We start from the raw sequence: 16792 nt of genomic DNA on the forward strand, positions 1-16792 counted from the left end.
TGGCAGCGTGGCCGGGCGGTCCGGATCAAAATATCGCCGCTATCTTACCCAGTTGCCAGGCCAGCGTGCTCCAGGCGATGCCCAGCCATTCGTGCAGGGCGTAGTAGGAGGTGCGCAGGGCATGGGCTTGCGGCAGCCATTCGTGCGGCTGCCAGGCGAAGCGGCTGCCGCTCTTGAAGCCGGTCGGGGCCGGCACTACTTCCAGGCCGGCCTGTTCGAATAGTTGCTGGGCGCGCGGCATGTGAAAGGCCTGGGTGACCAGCACGATGCGCCGGATGCCGGCCGCTTGCAGCAAGGGCGCGGAAAAACGGGCATTTTCCGGGGTGTCGCGCGACTGCGTTTCCTGCCAGCGGGCGCTGATGCCGAATTCCTGGTGCAGGATCGTCGCCATCACTTCGCCTTCGGCCCGGCTGCTCTGCTGTGGCCGGCCGCCGGTGACCAGTACCGGCAGGGCCAGTTGATGGGCGAGCCGGGCGCCATAGCGCAGGCGGAGCAGGGTCCGTTCGTTGGCGGTGTCGCCGCCGTATTCCGGTGCCTCGAGGTCGAGGCCGCTGCCGAGGACGACGATCGCCCCGGCGCCGTCCGGCGTCGTGAACACCGGGCCGGCCTGTCGTTCGAGCGAGGCGATCAGCAGATGGGCGACCGGCGGCAGACTTTGCAGCAGCAACAGCAGGCCGGCCATGACGGCCAGCCCGAAGGCCCAGCGCCGGCGGCGGTAGAGGCCGGCCAGTGCGAGCAGCAGCAGGCCGTTGCCGGGCGGCAGCAGCAGGGCGCTCAGCAGGTTTTTCAAAACCCAGGCGAAGGACATCGGGAGCGGGCGAGGTGAAAGGGGCTCAGAGTTTGTCCGTGTCATGCGCCGGCGTCAACGCGATGGGCGAAGTGTCCGGTCGATGACAGTTGCGCCACTTCAATTCCTGCTATCTTTGTCGCCACTCAAGCCCGGCCCAGCCGGCGAAAAAAAACCGAGGAGACAAGATGACCTACGCGATCGACCCGACCCCGTTGTGGACACCCAATCCGGCGAGCGCCGGGGCCACTCGCATGGCACAACTGATGGCCGCCGAGGGCAAGGCGGATTACGCCGAACTTTGGCAATGGTCGGTCGATCAGCCCGCTGCCTTCTGGTCGAAACTGTGGGATTTCTGCGGCGCGGTCGGCGACAAGGGGAGCCAGACACTGCTTGATGGCGACCAGATGCCCGGCGCCCGCTGGTTTCCCGAGGCCCGCCTGAACTATGCCGAGAACCTGCTGCAAAGGCGCGACACAGGCGAAGCGCTGGTGTTCTGGGGCGAGGACAAGGTCAAGCGCCGGCTGAGTCGAGCCGAACTCTATGCCGAAGTCGCCCGCTTCCAGCAGTTCCTGATCGCGGCCGGGGTCGGCGAGGGCGATCGCGTCGCCGGCTACCTGCCGAATCTGCCGGAAACTCTGGTCGCCATGCTCGCCGCGACGTCGCTTGGTGCCATCTGGTCGTCGGCCTCGCCGGATTTCGGCGTGCAGGGCGTGCTCGACCGTTTCGGTCAGATCGAGCCGAAGGTGCTGATCTGCGTCGATAGCTATTGGTACAACGGCAAGCCGGTCGATTGCCTGGCAAAGAATGCGGCCGTCGTCGCCCAAATGCCGTCCTTGTTGAAGACGGTGGTCGTCCCCTACCTGAATGCGGCGCCGGCGATTGCCGGTATCGCCCAGGCGCTGTGCTGGACGGACATCCCGGCGGTGAACCGGGAAAAAGAGGTGATTTTCAAACGCGTCGCCTTTAATCATCCGCTCTTCATCATGTTCTCCAGCGGTACGACCGGCGTGCCGAAATGTATCGTCCATTGCCACGGCGGCGTGGTGCTTCAGCACTTGAAGGAACACCAGTTGCACAGCGATGTGCGGCCGGGCGACCGCCTGTTCTACTTCACGACCTGCGGCTGGATGATGTGGAACTGGCTGGTCTCCGGCCTGGCCTGCGGCGCGACGGTGCTGCTTTACGACGGTTCGCCGTTCGCCGGCGGTGGCACGGTGCTCTTCGACTATGCGGCGGCCGAGCAGATGACCCATTTCGGCACCTCGGCCAAGTTCATCGACGCCGCCGCCAAGCTTGGTCTGACGCCGGGCAAGACGCACGACCTGACGGCACTGCGCGCCATGTTCTCGACCGGCAGCCCGCTCAGCCCGGAAGGCTTCGAGTGGGTCTATCGCGAGATCAAGCAGGACATCCTGCTCGCCTCGATTTCCGGCGGCACCGACATCGTGTCCTGCTTCGTGCTCGGCAATCCGGTGCTGCCGGTCTATCGCGGCGAAATCCAGTGTCGCGGCCTGGGCATGGCGGTCGATGTCTTCGACGACGAAGGCCGACCGGTGCGTCTGGAAAAGGGCGAGCTGGTCTGTACCCGGCCCTTCCCGGCGATGCCGGTCGGTTTCTGGAACGACCCGGACGGCCGGAAATACCATGCCGCCTATTTTGAGCGTTTTCCCGACATCTGGTGCCACGGTGATTTTTCCGAACTGACGGCGCACGACGGCATGATCATCTACGGCCGTTCGGACGCGACGCTGAATCCCGGCGGTGTACGCATCGGCACGGCCGAAATCTACCGCCAGGTCGAGCAGTTGCCGGAAGTCCTCGAGTCGCTGGTGATCGGCCAGGCCTGGCCGCCGGGCAAGGAGGACGATGTCCGCGTCGTGCTCTTCGTCCGGCTGCAGGAGGGTCAGGTGCTTGACCAGTCGCTGACGGAAAGGATCAAGCAGCAGATCCGCGACAACACGACGCCGCGCCACGTGCCGGCCAAGGTCGTGCAGGTGCAGGACATTCCGCGTACCAAGTCGGGCAAGATCGTCGAACTGGCCGTGCGCAACGTGGTGCAGGCACAGCCAGTCAAGAACGTCGAAGCGCTGGCCAACCCGGAAGCGCTGGAATACTTCCGCGGCCGCGCCGAATTGGCCGATTAGGCGCGGCGGGCGAGCAGCGTCAGCAACGGGGCCAGGCCGGGTACCTTGCGGGCGGCATCCAGGCCCTTGCCGAACAGCCAGCCGAGCGCGGCAGTAATGCGCCGGCTGGCGGCCGGGCTTTCGATCCAGCGATAAAACAGCGTGGCGGCGCCAATGCTGGCGGTCAACGCGGCCAAAAGGCCAAAAATGGCCGAGGCGGGCGACGATAGTTCGAGCTTGCTATAGAGGCCGTTGGCCAGCAGCAGCACCGGGAAATGGACCAGGAAGACCGAATAGGAAATCTGGCCGAGGAAAGCCAGCGGCCGGGCATCCGGCCACTGTTCGAGGAGGCCGGTGCGGCGGCTGAAGCCGAGGGTCAGGGCGACCGCCAGGGCGAGCGCAATGCGCAAACGGAAATCGATGACCAGCGCGGCGATGGCGACGGTGGCGATGACCCCGAGCCAGGATGACATCTGCCGGCGCTCCGAAGCCCACCAAGCGGCGGCACCGAGGCCGTAGGAACCGAAGAAATAGATCGCCCAGTTGTCCCAGCTTGCATCGCGGTTGAACCAGAACAGCGAGGCGGCAGCCACTGCCAGCACCAGCGCCGGGGCGACCAGCTTGACGCGACCCAGCCAGAGCAGCACGGCCATCAGCCCAAACAGCTGAAAGTCGATGGCGATGTACCAGACGCCGGCCGACAGCGCATCGAAGCCGAGCAGGCCGTGCATCAGCACGGCATGGGCCAGCCATTGCTTGAAGGTGGCGCGGGCCGGAATCGCCTCGTCATCCATCCAGTGGTCGGCGACGGCGGCGGCGGCGATGGCCAGGCCAAGGGCCGCCAAATAGGGCACGGCCAGCCGCAGGTAGCGTTTCCAGATCAGCGGCAGCGGTGAGACGCCGAGTGCCTGGCCGTTTGCCGACAGGGTGCGGGCGGCGAGGAAGCCGGCAATGACCAGGAAAATCTGCACCGCCATCCGGCCGTACTCGAACAGCCAGCCCATCAGGCCGGGCAAGGCCTCGCGCGCTGTTGCGGCGAGCGGGCCGTAGGAGGAAAAGTGGTTGAGCAGGACAAGCATGGCCGCGATCGCCTTGAGGGCATCGATCAGCGGCATACGATTGGTGGGGTTACTCATCGCGTGAATTTTACACCGTTTGCTGCGGTGCACAAAAACGAATTCCTGTGTATTTTGTAGGGGCTTTGTTAAACAAAACGCGCGACAAAGGAATTGGTGTACAGCGCCGGCAAATCAACCCAGACCCGGTGCCCGCTGCCCGGGGCAATGGAGACTGCTTCGCCGGCCCTGTTTTCCATGCGGCTCAACGTCCAGACGTGGTTGCCGGACGGATGCACGCATTCGAGGCGATCGCCGACGGTGAACTTGTTCTTGACCTCGATTTCCATCAGGCCACGCGCCTCGTCAAACGCCACCGCATCGCCGACATAGAGGCTGCGGTCGGATTCGGAATGGCCGCGCAGGTAATTCTGGTAGTCGGCATCGTGGTGGCGCTGGTAGAAACCGTCGGTATAGCCGCGGTTGGCCAGGCCTTCCAGTTCGCTCAACAGCTTTGGATCGAGCGGCTTGCCGGCGACGGCATCGTCGATCGCCTGGCGATAGGACTGGGTAGTGCGCGCCACGTAATACGGGCTCTTGGTACGGCCTTCGATCTTCAGCGAATCGATGCCGATCTCGACCAGGCGCTGGACGTGCTCGATGGCGCGCAAGTCCTTGGAATTCATGATGTAGGTGCCGTGCTCGTCTTCCTCGATCGGCATCAGTTCGCCCGGGCGCTGTCTTTCCTCGAGCAGGATTTCCTGCTCGGGGTGGCTGTAGAACTGCACCGGTTGGCTTGCGCCGGCCGGGGGCAGGGCGCCGCCATCAGAGGTCGATACCTTGTAGTCCCAGCGGCAGGAATTGGTGCAGGTGCCCTGGTTCGGATCGCGGTGGTTGAAATAGCCGGAGAGCAGGCAGCGCCCGGAGTAGGCGATGCACAGCGCGCCGTGCACGAAGACTTCGAGTTCGATGTCCGGGCACTGCTGGCGAATTTCGGCGACTTCGTCGAGCGACAGTTCGCGCGACAGGATGATGCGGCTCAGGCCGAGCTTCTTCCAGAAACGGACGGCGGCCCAGTTCACTGTATTCGACTGCACCGAAAGGTGCACCGCCTGCTCCGGCCAGGCTTCACGCACCATGTCGATCAGACCGGGGTCGGACATGATCAGCGCGTCCGGCTTCAGTTCAATGACCGGCGCCATGTCGGCCAGGTAGGTGGTGAGCTTGGCGTTGTGCGGAAAGATGTTGCTGACGACGAAAAACTGCTTGCCGCGGGCATGCGCTTCGTCGATGCCTTCCTTCAGCGCGGCAATGGTGCCGAACTCGTTGTTGCGCACGCGCAGGCTGTAGCGCGGCTGACCGGCGTAGATCGCATCGGCGCCAAAATCGAAGGCGGTGCGCATCATTTCGAGCGAGCCGGCAGGGGCGAGAAGTTCGGGCGCCTTGCGCATAGTAGAATCCAGCAAAAACCGCGAATTGTAGAGCGTATGTCCGAAGAAATACTGATCAATTTCACCCCGCAGGAAACCCGCGTTGCGGTCATGCAACAGGGTGTCGTCCAGGAATTGCATATTGAACGGACTGCCAGCCGCGGTCTGGTCGGCAATGTCTATCTCGGCCGCGTCTGCCGCATCCTTCCCGGCATGCAATCCGCCTTCATCGATGTCGGTCTCGACCGCACCGCCTTCCTGCACGTCGCCGATATCTGGCAGCCGCGCGAGACGGCCACCGAGCGGCCGATCGAGAAAATCCTGCACGATGGCCAGAGCATCGTCGTCCAGGTCGTCAAGGACCCGATCGGCACCAAGGGCGCCCGGTTGTCGACGCAGATTTCGATTGCCGGCCGCATGCTGGTCTATCTGCCGCAGGAAAAACATATCGGCATTTCCCAGCGCATCGAGGCCGAAGCCGAGCGCGAAGCGCTGCGCGAAAAAATCACCCGCCTGGTCCCGGCCGACGAGCCGGGTGGCTTCATCGTCCGCACCATGGCCGAAAATGCCTCCGACGAGGAATTCGCCACCGACATCGCCTACCTGCGCAAGACCTGGGCCGATATCCGCGACAAGGCGAGGACGTCCGGCCCGCCGGCTGTGCTCTATCAGGAGTTGTCGCTCGGCCAGCGCGTCCTGCGCGACTTCGTCAATCCGGAAACCAGCCGCATCGTCATCGACTCCCGGGAAAACTTCCAGAAGCTCAATGCCTTCGCCGACGAATACACACCGGCCGTGCTGCCGCTGCTCGACCACTACACTGGCCAGCGGCCGCTGTTCGACCTGCACGGCGTCGAAGAGGAAATCCAGAAGGCGCTGGCACGCCGCGTCGACCTGAAGTCGGGCGGCTACCTGATCATCGACCAGACCGAGGCGATGACCACCATCGACGTCAATACCGGCGGCTTCGTCGGCGTCCGCAACTTCGACGACACCATCTTCAAAACCAATCTCGAAGCCGCCGTCACCATCGCCCGCCAGCTACGCCTGCGCAACCTGGGCGGCATCATCATCGTCGACTTCATCGATATGGAAAACGAAGAGCACAAGAAAGCCGTGCTCGACGAGTTCAACAAGGCGCTGGCGCGCGACCATACGCGGCTGACGGTGAACGGCTTCACCCAGCTCGGCCTGGTCGAAATGACCCGCAAGCGGACCCGCGAATCGCTCGCCCACGTGCTATGCCAGCCCTGTCCGACCTGCGGTGGGCGCGGCGAAGTGAAGACGGCGCGTACCGTCGCCTACGAAATCCTCCGTGAACTGCTGCGCGAGGCGCGCCAGTTCAATGCCCGCGAATACCGCATCCTGGCCGGCCCGGCCGTGGTAGACCTCTTCCTTGATGAAGAATCGCAAGCCTTGGCCATGCTCTCCGACTTCATCGAAAAGCCGGTTTCCCTGCAGTCCGAACCGAGCTATTCGCCGGAACAATACGACATCGTCCTGATGTGATCGGACCGGCGGCAATTTGCCCCGTTGTCGGCAGCGGGGCGAGTGTCGCCGGTTTACTTTTCCTCGTCGTCGTCGCTGCCGGCGACGGCGCGCACTCCGGCTGCGGCAACATCAACGGTGGTGCCGACAACTGTGGCCCCGACCTTGACCGTGGTGGCGACCACCGTCACTGCAGCATCGGCAACCGCGACAACGGCACAGCCGGGGAGCGACAGGGTAAGCAGGGCAGTGAGCAGGATGAAACGCATGGAGGCGGTGGTGCTTGCTGGAAGAATGGGGTGATACAAAAGCAAAAAGCCCCGGCTTGCGGCCGAGGCTTTCTACTATTGTCTTGGTGGGGCGTCACAGATTCGAACTGTGGACCTACGGATTAAGAGTCCGCTGCTCTACCAACTGAGCTAACGCCCCAAGATACCTTTTCGACTGGTGGGTCGGGCGAGATTCGAACTCGCGACCAACGGATTAAAAGTCCGCTGCTCTACCGACTGAGCTACCGACCCGCCTAGGGAGCGCGCATTATATGGATGAATCGAAAAGGCGTCAACGGGATTTCTGCATTGTGAAGAATTGTTTTATCTCCGCCGCTCGGTCCCAAAGATGAATAGAATCGGAATTTCCGGAGAGCGTATTACGTTTGCATTCGGCCCTCGTCAATTTCTGGAGAACTGAGATGACTGAACTCGATATTTCCCGCTATCAAGACCTCATCGTCACCACGGCGACCGATGTCGGTTTGAAAATCCTGGCGGCAATCGCCTTCTGGGTGATCGGTCGCTGGCTGATTGGTGTGGCGCTGAGCATGGTGCGGGCCTCGCTGGAAAAGCAGAAGGTTGATCCCACCGTCCTCCGCTACCTCGGTTCGGTCATTACCGTTACGCTGAATGTCCTGCTGGTGGTCGGCATTCTCGGCTACTTCGGTATCCAGACGACGACCTTTGCCGCCCTGATCGCGGCGGGCGGCGTCGCCGTCGGCATGGCCTGGTCCGGCCTGCTGGCGCATTTTGCGGCAGGGGCTTTTCTGGTTGTGCTGCGCCCGATGAAGGTCGGCGATTTCGTAACCATTGGCGGTGTCACCGGCACGGTGATGGAGTTGGGCTTGTTTACAACGACGATCAATACGCCGGACAACGTGCAGACCATCATCGGCAACAACAAGGTGTTCAGCGACACGATCCAGAATTTCACGGTGAACCCGTTCCGGCGCGTCGATCTGAAGTGCCAGTTGTCCGGCGCGGCCGATCATCAGGCGGCCATGGCCGTGTTGCGCGAAAAGATTGCCGCGATTCCCAACGTCCTGGCGGAACCGAAAGTGGATGTCGAGATTCTCGATTTCACGCTGGTCGGGCCGGTGCTGGCGGTGCGGCCGTATTGCCATAACGACCACTACTGGCAGGTCTATTTCGATACCAACAAGGTGATTCGCGAAGCTTTGGCCGAGGCTGGTTTCCCGGCACCGATGCCGGCCCAACAGGTGATCGTGACGCAAGCGGCCTGAGTTCTATCTGCTCGGCAAAAAGCCCGCGAAAAAGCGGGCTTTTTTGATGTTCACCGCAGCAGTGGGGTGTTTAGCCGAGGCGGCGGCAGATTTCGGTGGTCAGGGCCGACTGGTTCATCGAATAGAAGTGCAGGCCGGGGGCGCCGCCCTTGAGCAGGCGCTCGCACAGTTCGGTGACGATATCGAGGCCGAAGGCGCGGATCGAGTCGGCATCGTCGCCGTAGCTCTCGAATTTCTTGCGCATCCAGCGCGGGATTTCGGCGCCGCAGGCATCGGAAAAGCGGGCAAGCTTGGTGAAGCCGACGATGGGCATGATGCCAGGGACGATCGGCAGGTTGGCGCCGAGTGCCTGGGCTTCGTCGACAAAGCTGAAATAGGCGTCGGCATTGTAGAAGTACTGGGTGATAGCCGAGTTGGCGCCGGCTTTGACCTTGCGCACGAAGGCCTCGAGATCATCCTTCGGGCTGCGTGCCTGCGGGTGCCATTCCGGGTAGGCGGCGACTTCGAGGCTGAACCAGTTGCCGGTTTCGGCCCGGATGAATTCGATTAGCTCGTTGGCGTAGCGGAATTCGCCGGTCTCGGCCATGCCGGAGGGCAGGTCGCCGCGCAGGGCGACGATGCGCCGGATGCCGGCCGCCTTGTAGTCTGCCAGGATGTCGCGGATGCTGGCCCGGGTGGAGCCGATGCAGGACAGATGGGGGGCGGCATCGAAGCCTTCGGCGGCGATTTCCTTGACCACGGAGAAGGTTCGTTCGCGGGTCGATCCGCCGGCGCCGAAGGTGACCGAGAAGAAGCTTGGCTTCAGCTTCGCCAGTTCGGCGCGGACGGTGCGCAGCTTGTCGACGCCTTCCGGGGTTTGCGGCGGGAAAAACTCGATGGAGATTTCAGTATTCATTTATTCAACCAGATGAAAAATTCGCGGTTGCCATCGCCGCCGGTAATCGGACTGTCGAGCCAGGCACGGACCTGCAGGCCAAGGTTGGCGGCGCACTGGCGAAGTTTGTTTTCCACTTCACCGTAAAGTGCCGGATCGCGGACGATGCCACCCTTGCCGATGTTCGCCGAACCGACTTCGAACTGCGGCTTGACCAGCAGCAAGAGGTCGCCGTCGTTCGCCAGCAGGGCAGGGAGTTGCGGCAGGATCAGGGTCATCGATATAAACGAGACATCGCCGACGATCAGCCCGAAGCCTTCGGCCGGATAGGCCGGGCCCAGATCGGCTGCGCTCAGGGTGCGGCAGTTGATGCCCTCGATGGCCGTCAGGCGCGGCTCGCCGAACAGTTGCCGGTGCAATTGGCCGTGCCCGACATCGACCCCGACGACATGCCGGGCGCCGGCCTGCAGCAGGCAGTCGCTGAAACCACCGGTGGACTGGCCGACATCGAGACAGTGCTTGCCGGTGACCGTGATACCCGTTTCGGCCAGTGCCCCGGCCAGTTTCAGGCCGCCGCGCGAGACAAAGCGATCTTCAGGATCGACTGCTACGGTCAACGTCGTTTCCGGGGCCAAATCCAGCGCCGGCTTCTTGATCAGGCCGCCCGACCAGCTAACCCGGCCAGCCGCGATCATCCGCTGGGCTGCGGTTCGTGAGGTAGCGAGGCCGGCTTCGACGAGCAGCTGATCGACCCGGGGCACTTAGCGCTTTCCTTGAGGAAAGAGCAGGGCGCTGAGTGCCCAGGAAATCAGGCTGTAGGCGATCGAGCCGAGCAGCGCCGGCCAGAAGCCGCCGACGTTGAAACCGTCGACCAGATTGCCGGCCAACTGAAAGAGCAGGGCGTTGATCACGAAAATGAACAGGCCCAGCGTCAGCAGTGTGACCGGCAGGGTCAGCAAAATAAGAAGCGGGCGCAGCACGGCGTTGATCAGCCCCAGCACCAGGGCGACGACCAGCGCCGTGCCAAAACTCGCCACCTGGACCGACGGCACGACATAGGGCAGCGCCAGCAGGGCGAGCGCGTTGATGATCCAGATGGCAAGCAGGCGCATGGCTTTTTAGTAGCGGTAGTGGTCGGCCTTGTACGGGCCTTCCTTCGGCACGCTGATGTAGGCGGCCTGTTCGTCGGTCAGCTCGGACAATTGGGCGTTCAGCGTCTTCAGTTGCAGACGGGCGACCTTTTCATCGAGGTGCTTGGGCAGCGTGTAGACGCCGACCGGGTACTTGTTGGAACCCTTGACGGCTTCCGTCCACAGTTCGATCTGGGCGATAGTCTGGTTAGCGAACGAAGAGGACATCACGTAGGACGGATGGCCGGTGCCGCAACCAAGGTTCACCAGGCGGCCCTTGGCCAACAGGATGATGCGCTTGCCATCCGGGAAGATGACGTGGTCGACCTGCGGCTTGATCTCTTCCCACTGGTACTTCTCGATCGAAGCGACGTCGATTTCGTTGTCGAAGTGGCCGATGTTGCAGACGATGGCGTTGTTCTTCATCGCGGCCATGTGGTCGTGGGTGATGACGTGGAAGTTGCCGGTCGTGGTGACGAAAATGTCGGCCTTGTCGGCGGCGTATTCCATGGTGACGACGCGGTAGCCTTCCATCGCGGCCTGCAGGGCGCAGATCGGATCGATTTCGGTGACCCAGACTTGTGCCGACAGGGCGCGCATGGCCTGGGCGGAGCCCTTGCCCACGTCGCCGTAACCGGCAATGACGGCGATCTTGCCGGCGATCATCACGTCGGTGGCACGCTTGATGCCGTCGACCAGCGATTCGCGGCAGCCGTACAGGTTGTCGAACTTGGACTTGGTCACCGAGTCATTGACGTTGATGCCCGGGAACTTGAGTTCGCCGCGTTGATGCATCTGGTACAGGCGATGGACGCCAGTCGTGGTTTCTTCGGTGACGCCCTTGATCTGCGCCAGACGCACAGAATACCAGGTCGGATCGACAGCCAGCTTGGCCTTGATGGCGGCGAAGAGGATGGTTTCTTCTTCCGAGCCCGGCTTGGCGAGCAGGGAAATGTCCTTTTCGGCACGGGCGCCGAGGTGGAGCAGCAGCGTCGCGTCGCCGCCGTCGTCGAGGATCATGTTCGAGTAGCCGCCGTCGGTCCATTCGAAGATGCGGTGGGTGTAATCCCAGTAATCGACCAGGGTTTCGCCCTTGACGGCGAAAACGGGGATGCAGTCGGCCGCGATGGCAGCAGCGGCATGATCCTGGGTCGAGAAGATGTTGCACGAGGCCCAGCGGACTTCGGCGCCGAGTGCGGTCAGGGTCTCGATCAGCACGGCGGTCTGGATGGTCATGTGCAGCGAACCGGTGATGCGGGCGCCCTTGAGCGGTTGGGTCTTCGCGAATTCCTCGCGAATGGCCATCAGGCCCGGCATTTCGGTTTCGGCGATGTTGATTTCCTTGCGACCCCAGTCGGCAAGGTTGATATCAGCGATGACGTAATCTTTGAATTCAGCCACAGTAAGCTCCAAATAACTGTGACGGGGAGGGGAAAGACGGTTTCTGCTCACCGGCGGCCCCCTGCGCCCGGCAGGGTTGATCAGTGAGCGCCGTTTTAAACCGAGCCTGGGAGTGTTCTCCTGCAGCGCCCCTCGGTAGGTTGCGGATTATAAACCGAGTTCAGGAGTTTTCGCCGGCCCAGTAACGGTCGATGTCCTTGATGCCCCATTTTGCCGCATCCTCGCGGCCGGCGATCTTCTCCGCACTGCGTGCCAGGTCGATGACTTCGGGCTTGATATAGGCTTGCGACTTGGTCGAGAAAAATACCTTCACCTTGGGCTTGAGCAGGGACTGTTCCCCCTGTTCGATGACGACGCCGAGTTTGCCCGATTCGAGGCGGACCAGGGAGCCGACCGGGTAGATGCCCAGACTCTTGACGAAAGCCTGGAAGACCAGCGGATCGAAATGGCCTTTCCATTCGGCCATCCTCTTGATCGATTCGGCCGGGTCCCAGCCCGCCTTGTAGGGGCGGTTGGAGGTGACGGCATCATAGACGTCGCAGACTGCACTCATTTTGGCGAACAGGCTCATCGCTTCCCCGTTCAGGCCTTTGGGGTAGCCGCTGCCGTCCACCTTTTCATGGTGATGCAGGCAAACATCCTTGGTCATCTCACTGATGCCCGAGCCGGTTAGCAGCAATTTGTAGCCCTCATCCGGGTGGGTCTTGACCAGATCAAATTCTGCATCGGTCAGCTTGCCCGGCTTGTTCAGCACATCGAGCGGAATCATCGCCTTGCCCAGGTCGTGCAACAAGCCGGCCATGCCTGCCTCGCGGGTTTGCTGCTCGTCGAGGCCCAGTTGGCGAGCGAGGGCGATCATCAGGGCGCAGACAGCAACCGAGTGCATGAAGGTATAGTCGTCGGCGGTCTTCAGGCGGGCCAGGCTGATCAATGCCCCCGGGTTGCGCAGTACCGAGTTGGAAATTTCCTCAACCAGCGGTGCAGCCGCATCGGCTTCGATGGCCTTGCCCATGCGCGCTTCCTGAAACATCGAAACGACGGCTTCCTTGCCTTTGGCGACGATGCGCGAGGCGCGCTTGAGTTCATCGTTGAAGCTGGCTTTTTCCTGGATGACCGGTGCGGCGACAGGGATTGTCTCGAGCAGTATCGTTTCCGATTCGGTTACCGAGGCATCAAATTCGAGATCGAGGCCCTTGGCGACGTCTATCCAGACCTCCTTGATCGGGCTTCCCAGAATAAGGGCGATGTCGTTGGGATCCGACAGAACGAATTGTGTCCGCCAGAAGGGGTGATCCAGCCAGGCGCCGCAGAAAGCCTGCAGGTGCATGCCGAGTCGGATGTGTTCGACGGCAATTTTTTTGAGCATAGCCTGCGAGTTTAGCCATAAAAAAGGGAGCCGTGCAGGCTCCCTTTGTAAAAATTATGGCTAGCTGAATTTACAAACCGGCGTCCGATTTCAGCAATACGGCACGGTCGGTCGCTTCCCAGGTGAACTCCGGTTCGTCGCGGCCGAAATGACCGTAGGCGGCGGTTTTCTGGTAAATCGGACGGAGCAGGTCGAGCATGTTGACGATGCCTTTCGGGCGCAGGTCGAAGTGCTTCTTGATCAGCGCAGTCAGTGTTTCGTTGCTGATTTTGCCGGTGCCGAAGGTATCGACCATGATCGAGGTCGGCTCGGCGACGCCGATGGCGTAGGAAACTTGGACCAGGCAGCGCGAGGCCAGGCCGGCGGCAACGATGTTCTTGGCAACGTAACGGCCGGCATAGGCGGCGGAACGGTCGACCTTGGACGGATCCTTGCCGGAGAAGGCCCCACCGCCGTGCGGCGCGGCCCCGCCGTAGGTATCGACGATGATCTTGCGCCCGGTCAGGCCGCAATCGCCCTGCGGGCCGCCGACGACGAAGCGGCCGGTCGGGTTGACCAGATACTTGATGTCGCCCTTGATCAGTTCCTTCGGCAGGACCGGCTTGATGATCTCTTCGATGGTCGCTTCGCGCAGGTCTTCCAGGCTGATGTCCGGCGAATGCTGGGTGGACAGCACGACGGTGTCGATGGCAAACGGCTTGCCGTCGACGTACTTGATGGTGACCTGCGACTTGGCATCCGGGCGTGCCCACGGCAGGCGGCCGTCCTTGCGGAGCAGGGCCTGGCGTTCGACCAGGCGGTGCGACAGGTAGATCGGCAGCGGCATCAGCGATGGGGTTTCGTCGCAGGCGTAGCCGAACATCAGGCCCTGGTCGCCGGCGCCCTGGCCAAGGTTGTCGTCGTAGGCGGCGTTGACGCCCTGGGCGATGTCCGGACTTTGCTTGTCGTAGGCGACGAGCACGGCGCAGCCCTTGTAGTCGATGCCGAATTCGGTGTTGTCGTAGCCGATGCGCTTGATCGTCTCGCGGGCGACCTGGATGTAATCGACGTTGGCGCTGGTGGTGATTTCACCGGCGAGGACGACCAGGCCTGTGTTGCACAGGGTTTCGGCGGCGACGCGGGAATGCTTGTCCTGGGCCAGGATGGCGTCGAGGATGGCATCGGAAATCTGGTCGGCGACCTTGTCGGGATGGCCTTCACCGACTGATTCGGAAGTGAAGAAATATTCGCTCATGCGAAGCTCCAATGGTCCTTTGTTCCGGCGCTACCGGCTTCGGACCACGAGCAGGCGACGCTTTAGCGGTATTTATTAATTGCCCCGCAAGTTGTCTGTTTAACTCGGCAATCTCATAATGTTAATCTTTTCACGGTGGGTTTCAACCCCCGGAGCCGCATGGTTTTTCTATTTAGATTTCTGAGCAAGCTGCCCTTATGGCTGGTCCATATGCTGGGGGACTGGCTCGGCCGCCTGGTCTATCTGCTGTCGCCTACCTATCGTCGGCACGTCCGGGAGAACATGGCGCAAGCCGGCATCGATCCGGCATTGCGCGGCAAGGTCGCGGCCGAGGCGGGCAAGCAGATGCTCGAACTGGCCCGCATCTGGTTGCTCAAGCTCGAACAGGCGACCGCCCTGGTCACTGAGGTAGTCGGCTGGGAGCATGTCGAAGCCGCGCAGCGGGCCGGTAAGGGCATCGTCTTCCTGACGCCGCACCTCGGTTGCTTCGAGATTACGGCGCAGTATTACGCCGCCTTCGGCGATATCACCGTGCTTTACCGCCCGCCGCGCCAGGCTGGGCTGCGCCAGATGATTCTCGAAGGCCGCAAGCGGGAGCGTCTGCATCTGGCGCCGGCCGATTTGTCCGGCGTGCGTTCGCTGATCAAGGCGCTGAAGAAGGGCGAGGCGGTCGGCATGTTGCCGGATCAGGCGCCCAAGGTCGGCGAGGGCGTCTGGCTCAAATTTTTCGGCAAGCCGGCCTACACCATGACCCTGGCCGCCCGCCTGACTGAAACCGGGGCGACGACGCTGATGGCCTGGGGCGAGCGCTTACCGCATGGGCGCGGCTATCGCCTGCACCTGCAGCCGCCGAACCGGGCACTCGAAGGAGCGACGGTGGACCGGGCGCAGCAGATCAATTTCGAAATCGAGGCCTTGGTGCGCCAATGTCCGAGCCAATACCTGTGGGGTTACAACCGCTACAAACATCCGGGCGGCGCCGAAGCGCCACCGGTGGAGTGATTTGTCTTGAAACTGTTTTTTACTTATATCCTGGTCGGTTTTCTCTGGCTCTTGCACTGGCTGCCCTTACCCTTCCTGCGCGGACTGGGCTGGCTGCTCGGTCGTCTGCTCTATGCTCTCGGTCGCGAACGGCGCAAGGTGGCGCTGATCAATCTTCGGTTGTGCTTTCCGGAAAAAAGCGAGGCCGAGCGCGAAGATCTGGCTCGCCGACACTTCGTTGCCTTCAGCCGAGCCGTACTCGATCGCACCCTGGGCTGGTGGGCTTCTAAGGAGCGGCTGGAGCGCATCATCCGGATTCAGGGGGCGGAACACCTGAATGATCCGGAGGGCAAGCCGATCATCCTGCTCTCGCCGCATTTTGTCGGTCTCGATGCCGGGGCGACGCGCATCTCGATGTATGTCGTCGGCTGCAGCGTGTACTCCAACCAGAAGAATCCGGTTTTCAACAAGTTGCTTTATGATGGCCGGAAACGATTTAATGACACGGTGCTCTTCTCCCGACAGGAGGGGATGCGCGGCATCATCAAGGCGATGAAGGCCGGCCATCAGTTCTACTATCTGCCGGACATGGATTTTGGTCCGAAGGAATCGATCTTCGTGCCGTTCTTCGGGGTGCAGGCCGCGACCATCCCCGGCGTTGCCCGACTGGTACGCCTGACCGGAGCCAAGGTGGTGGCCTGTATCACCCGGCAGGTGGCGGATGGTTACGAAGTCGAGGTGATGCCGGCCTGGGACAATTTCCCCGGTGACAGCGTCGAAGAAGACACCGCATTCGTGAATCGTTTTATCGAGAGCCAGGTGCTGCGCATGCCGGAACAGTACTTCTGGCTGCACAAGCGCTTCAAGACCCGGCCGCCCGGAGAACAGAGGTTTTATAAATGAACAGCCTGAACATCGAAATTCGTCCCGTCACGCCGCCCGACGTGCCGGCCATCTCGGCGCTGGCCCGCGAAATCTGGCAGGCGACCTATCCGGGGATCATCACCCAGGAACAGATCGATTTCATGCTTGAGCAGCGTTACGGCCACGAGCGGCTTTATGACGATATCGAGGATGCCGACAAATGGCTCGATCAGGCCTTTTACAATGGCCGCCGCGTTGGCTTCGCCTTCAGCGAGCTCTACAAGGGCGAGTTCAAGCTGGACAAGCTCTACATTCACCCCGATGTACAGCGTCAGGGCGTCGGTGGTCAGCTGATCGAGCACGTTGCCCGCCGGGCCGGCAAGCTGGGTTACCCGTGCGTCATCCTGGCGGTGAACAAGCGCAACGAAAAAGCCATTGCCTCCTACAAGAAATACGGCTTTGCGGTGCGCGAGACGGTGGTTGACGATATCGGCCGCGGCTTCGTGATGGATGATTTCATCATGGAGAAGAAGCTTTAGG

At 62.0% G+C, this 16792-nt stretch carries 16 protein-coding genes, 2 tRNA genes and 1 riboswitch; of the genes, 6 read left to right on the forward strand and 12 right to left on the reverse strand.

Annotated features, from left to right (window positions below):
* Positions 1-25 precede the first annotated feature (25 nt).
* Positions 26-808, reverse strand: a complete 783-nt coding sequence (locus tag AT959_RS11605; protein WP_066883262.1) for a YdcF family protein — start codon at positions 806-808, stop codon at positions 26-28.
* 167 nt (positions 809-975) lie between these two features.
* Between AT959_RS11605 and AT959_RS11610 the strand changes: the two genes are divergently transcribed.
* Entirely contained in the window at positions 976-2934 is a 1959-nt protein-coding gene (locus tag AT959_RS11610) for an acetoacetate--CoA ligase (protein WP_066883264.1), read from the forward strand.
* Here AT959_RS11610 and AT959_RS11615 read toward each other — a convergent pair.
* Complete coding sequence (locus AT959_RS11615) at positions 2931-4049, reverse strand: acyltransferase family protein (protein ID WP_066883266.1); 1119 nt, start codon at positions 4047-4049, stop codon at positions 2931-2933. The two genes, AT959_RS11610 and AT959_RS11615, sit on opposite strands and share 4 nt — an antisense overlap.
* Before the next feature lie 68 nt (positions 4050-4117).
* The gene (gene trhP, locus AT959_RS11620) at positions 4118-5419 is read right to left on the reverse strand and encodes a prephenate-dependent tRNA uridine(34) hydroxylase TrhP (protein ID WP_066883268.1); all 1302 of its coding nucleotides are present in this window, start codon (positions 5417-5419) and stop codon (positions 4118-4120) included.
* Between the two features lie 36 nt (positions 5420-5455).
* Between trhP and rng the strand changes: the two genes are divergently transcribed.
* Entirely contained in the window at positions 5456-6907 is a 1452-nt protein-coding gene (rng, locus tag AT959_RS11625) for a ribonuclease G (protein ID WP_066883270.1), read from the forward strand.
* 53 nt (positions 6908-6960) lie between these two features.
* Here rng and AT959_RS11630 read toward each other — a convergent pair whose 3' ends face one another.
* The 3 genes from AT959_RS11630 to AT959_RS11640 all read right to left on the reverse strand — a co-directional run bounded on the left by AT959_RS11630 (position 6961) and on the right by AT959_RS11640 (position 7407).
* A complete protein-coding gene (locus tag AT959_RS11630) occupies positions 6961-7155 on the reverse strand; it encodes a hypothetical protein (protein ID WP_066883272.1) in 195 nt (64 codons plus the stop codon).
* Between the two features lie 84 nt (positions 7156-7239).
* Positions 7240-7315, reverse strand: a tRNA-Lys gene (locus tag AT959_RS11635).
* Positions 7316-7331: 16 nt separating this feature from the next.
* Positions 7332-7407, reverse strand: a tRNA-Lys gene (locus AT959_RS11640).
* A 170-nt stretch (positions 7408-7577) separates the two neighbouring features.
* Between AT959_RS11640 and AT959_RS11645 the strand changes: the two genes are divergently transcribed.
* On the forward strand, positions 7578-8402 hold the full coding sequence (locus AT959_RS11645) for a mechanosensitive ion channel family protein (protein ID WP_066883274.1): 825 nt from the start codon (positions 7578-7580) through the stop codon (positions 8400-8402).
* Between the two features lie 70 nt (positions 8403-8472).
* Here the strand turns inward: AT959_RS11645 and metF are convergent, their stop codons facing one another.
* The 6 genes from metF to metK form a co-directional block, all read right to left on the reverse strand.
* Positions 8473-9297, reverse strand: a complete 825-nt coding sequence (gene metF, locus AT959_RS11650; protein WP_066883275.1) for a methylenetetrahydrofolate reductase [NAD(P)H] — start codon at positions 9295-9297, stop codon at positions 8473-8475.
* Positions 9294-10037 (reverse strand): TlyA family RNA methyltransferase, encoded by a 744-nt coding sequence (locus AT959_RS11655; RefSeq protein ID WP_157651287.1) that lies wholly within the window; start codon positions 10035-10037, stop codon positions 9294-9296. Before AT959_RS11655 ends, metF begins: the two co-directional genes overlap by 4 nt.
* Entirely contained in the window at positions 10038-10388 is a 351-nt protein-coding gene (locus tag AT959_RS11660; RefSeq protein WP_066883277.1) for a phage holin family protein, read from the reverse strand.
* A 6-nt stretch (positions 10389-10394) separates the two neighbouring features.
* The gene (gene ahcY / locus AT959_RS11665) at positions 10395-11807 is read right to left on the reverse strand and encodes an adenosylhomocysteinase (protein WP_205629903.1); all 1413 of its coding nucleotides are present in this window, start codon (positions 11805-11807) and stop codon (positions 10395-10397) included.
* A gap of 78 nt (positions 11808-11885) precedes the next feature.
* Positions 11886-11947, reverse strand: a riboswitch (S-adenosyl-L-homocysteine riboswitch).
* 20 nt (positions 11948-11967) lie between these two features.
* Positions 11968-13173 carry an HD-GYP domain-containing protein gene (locus tag AT959_RS11670; protein WP_066883281.1) on the reverse strand — a complete coding sequence of 402 codons (1206 nt, stop codon included), beginning with the start codon at positions 13171-13173 and terminating at the stop codon, positions 11968-11970.
* 70 nt (positions 13174-13243) lie between these two features.
* On the reverse strand, positions 13244-14407 hold the full coding sequence (gene metK / locus AT959_RS11675; RefSeq protein WP_066883283.1) for a methionine adenosyltransferase: 1164 nt from the start codon (positions 14405-14407) through the stop codon (positions 13244-13246).
* 159 nt (positions 14408-14566) lie between these two features.
* Between metK and AT959_RS11680 the strand changes: the two genes are divergently transcribed.
* From AT959_RS11680 to AT959_RS11690, 3 genes are read left to right on the forward strand one after another with little or no spacing between them, the layout of a single operon-like run.
* On the forward strand, positions 14567-15409 hold the full coding sequence (locus AT959_RS11680) for a lysophospholipid acyltransferase family protein (RefSeq protein ID WP_066883285.1): 843 nt from the start codon (positions 14567-14569) through the stop codon (positions 15407-15409).
* Between the two features lie 6 nt (positions 15410-15415).
* A complete protein-coding gene (locus AT959_RS11685) occupies positions 15416-16291 on the forward strand; it encodes a lysophospholipid acyltransferase family protein (RefSeq protein ID WP_083518367.1) in 876 nt (291 codons plus the stop codon).
* Positions 16288-16791, forward strand: a complete 504-nt coding sequence (locus AT959_RS11690; RefSeq protein ID WP_088178971.1) for a GNAT family N-acetyltransferase — start codon at positions 16288-16290, stop codon at positions 16789-16791. The genes AT959_RS11685 and AT959_RS11690 overlap by 4 nt, the downstream gene beginning before the upstream one ends.
* The last annotated feature ends 1 nt before the right edge of the window (position 16792 follow it).

Source organism: Dechloromonas denitrificans (assembly GCF_001551835.1).
Lineage (GTDB): Bacteria > Pseudomonadota > Gammaproteobacteria > Burkholderiales > Rhodocyclaceae > Azonexus > Azonexus denitrificans.

Coding starts and splice junctions, on each gene's coding strand:
- trhP (WP_066883268.1), bottom strand. CDS start 5,419: ATGCGCAAGGCGCCCGAACTTCTCGCCCCTGCCGGCTCGCTCGAAATG.
- rng (WP_066883270.1), top strand. CDS start 5,456: ATGTCCGAAGAAATACTGATCAATTTCACCCCGCAGGAAACCCGCGTT.
- metK (WP_066883283.1), bottom strand. CDS start 14,407: ATGAGCGAATATTTCTTCACTTCCGAATCAGTCGGTGAAGGCCATCCC.
- AT959_RS11605 (WP_066883262.1), bottom strand. CDS start 808: ATGTCCTTCGCCTGGGTTTTGAAAAACCTGCTGAGCGCCCTGCTGCTG.
- AT959_RS11690 (WP_088178971.1), top strand. CDS start 16,288: ATGAACAGCCTGAACATCGAAATTCGTCCCGTCACGCCGCCCGACGTG.
- AT959_RS11645 (WP_066883274.1), top strand. CDS start 7,578: ATGACTGAACTCGATATTTCCCGCTATCAAGACCTCATCGTCACCACG.
- AT959_RS11680 (WP_066883285.1), top strand. CDS start 14,567: ATGGTTTTTCTATTTAGATTTCTGAGCAAGCTGCCCTTATGGCTGGTC.
- AT959_RS11670 (WP_066883281.1), bottom strand. CDS start 13,173: ATGCTCAAAAAAATTGCCGTCGAACACATCCGACTCGGCATGCACCTG.
- AT959_RS11660 (WP_066883277.1), bottom strand. CDS start 10,388: ATGCGCCTGCTTGCCATCTGGATCATCAACGCGCTCGCCCTGCTGGCG.
- metF (WP_066883275.1), bottom strand. CDS start 9,297: ATGAATACTGAAATCTCCATCGAGTTTTTCCCGCCGCAAACCCCGGAA.
- AT959_RS11630 (WP_066883272.1), bottom strand. CDS start 7,155: ATGCGTTTCATCCTGCTCACTGCCCTGCTTACCCTGTCGCTCCCCGGC.
- AT959_RS11615 (WP_066883266.1), bottom strand. CDS start 4,049: ATGAGTAACCCCACCAATCGTATGCCGCTGATCGATGCCCTCAAGGCG.
- AT959_RS11610 (WP_066883264.1), top strand. CDS start 976: ATGACCTACGCGATCGACCCGACCCCGTTGTGGACACCCAATCCGGCG.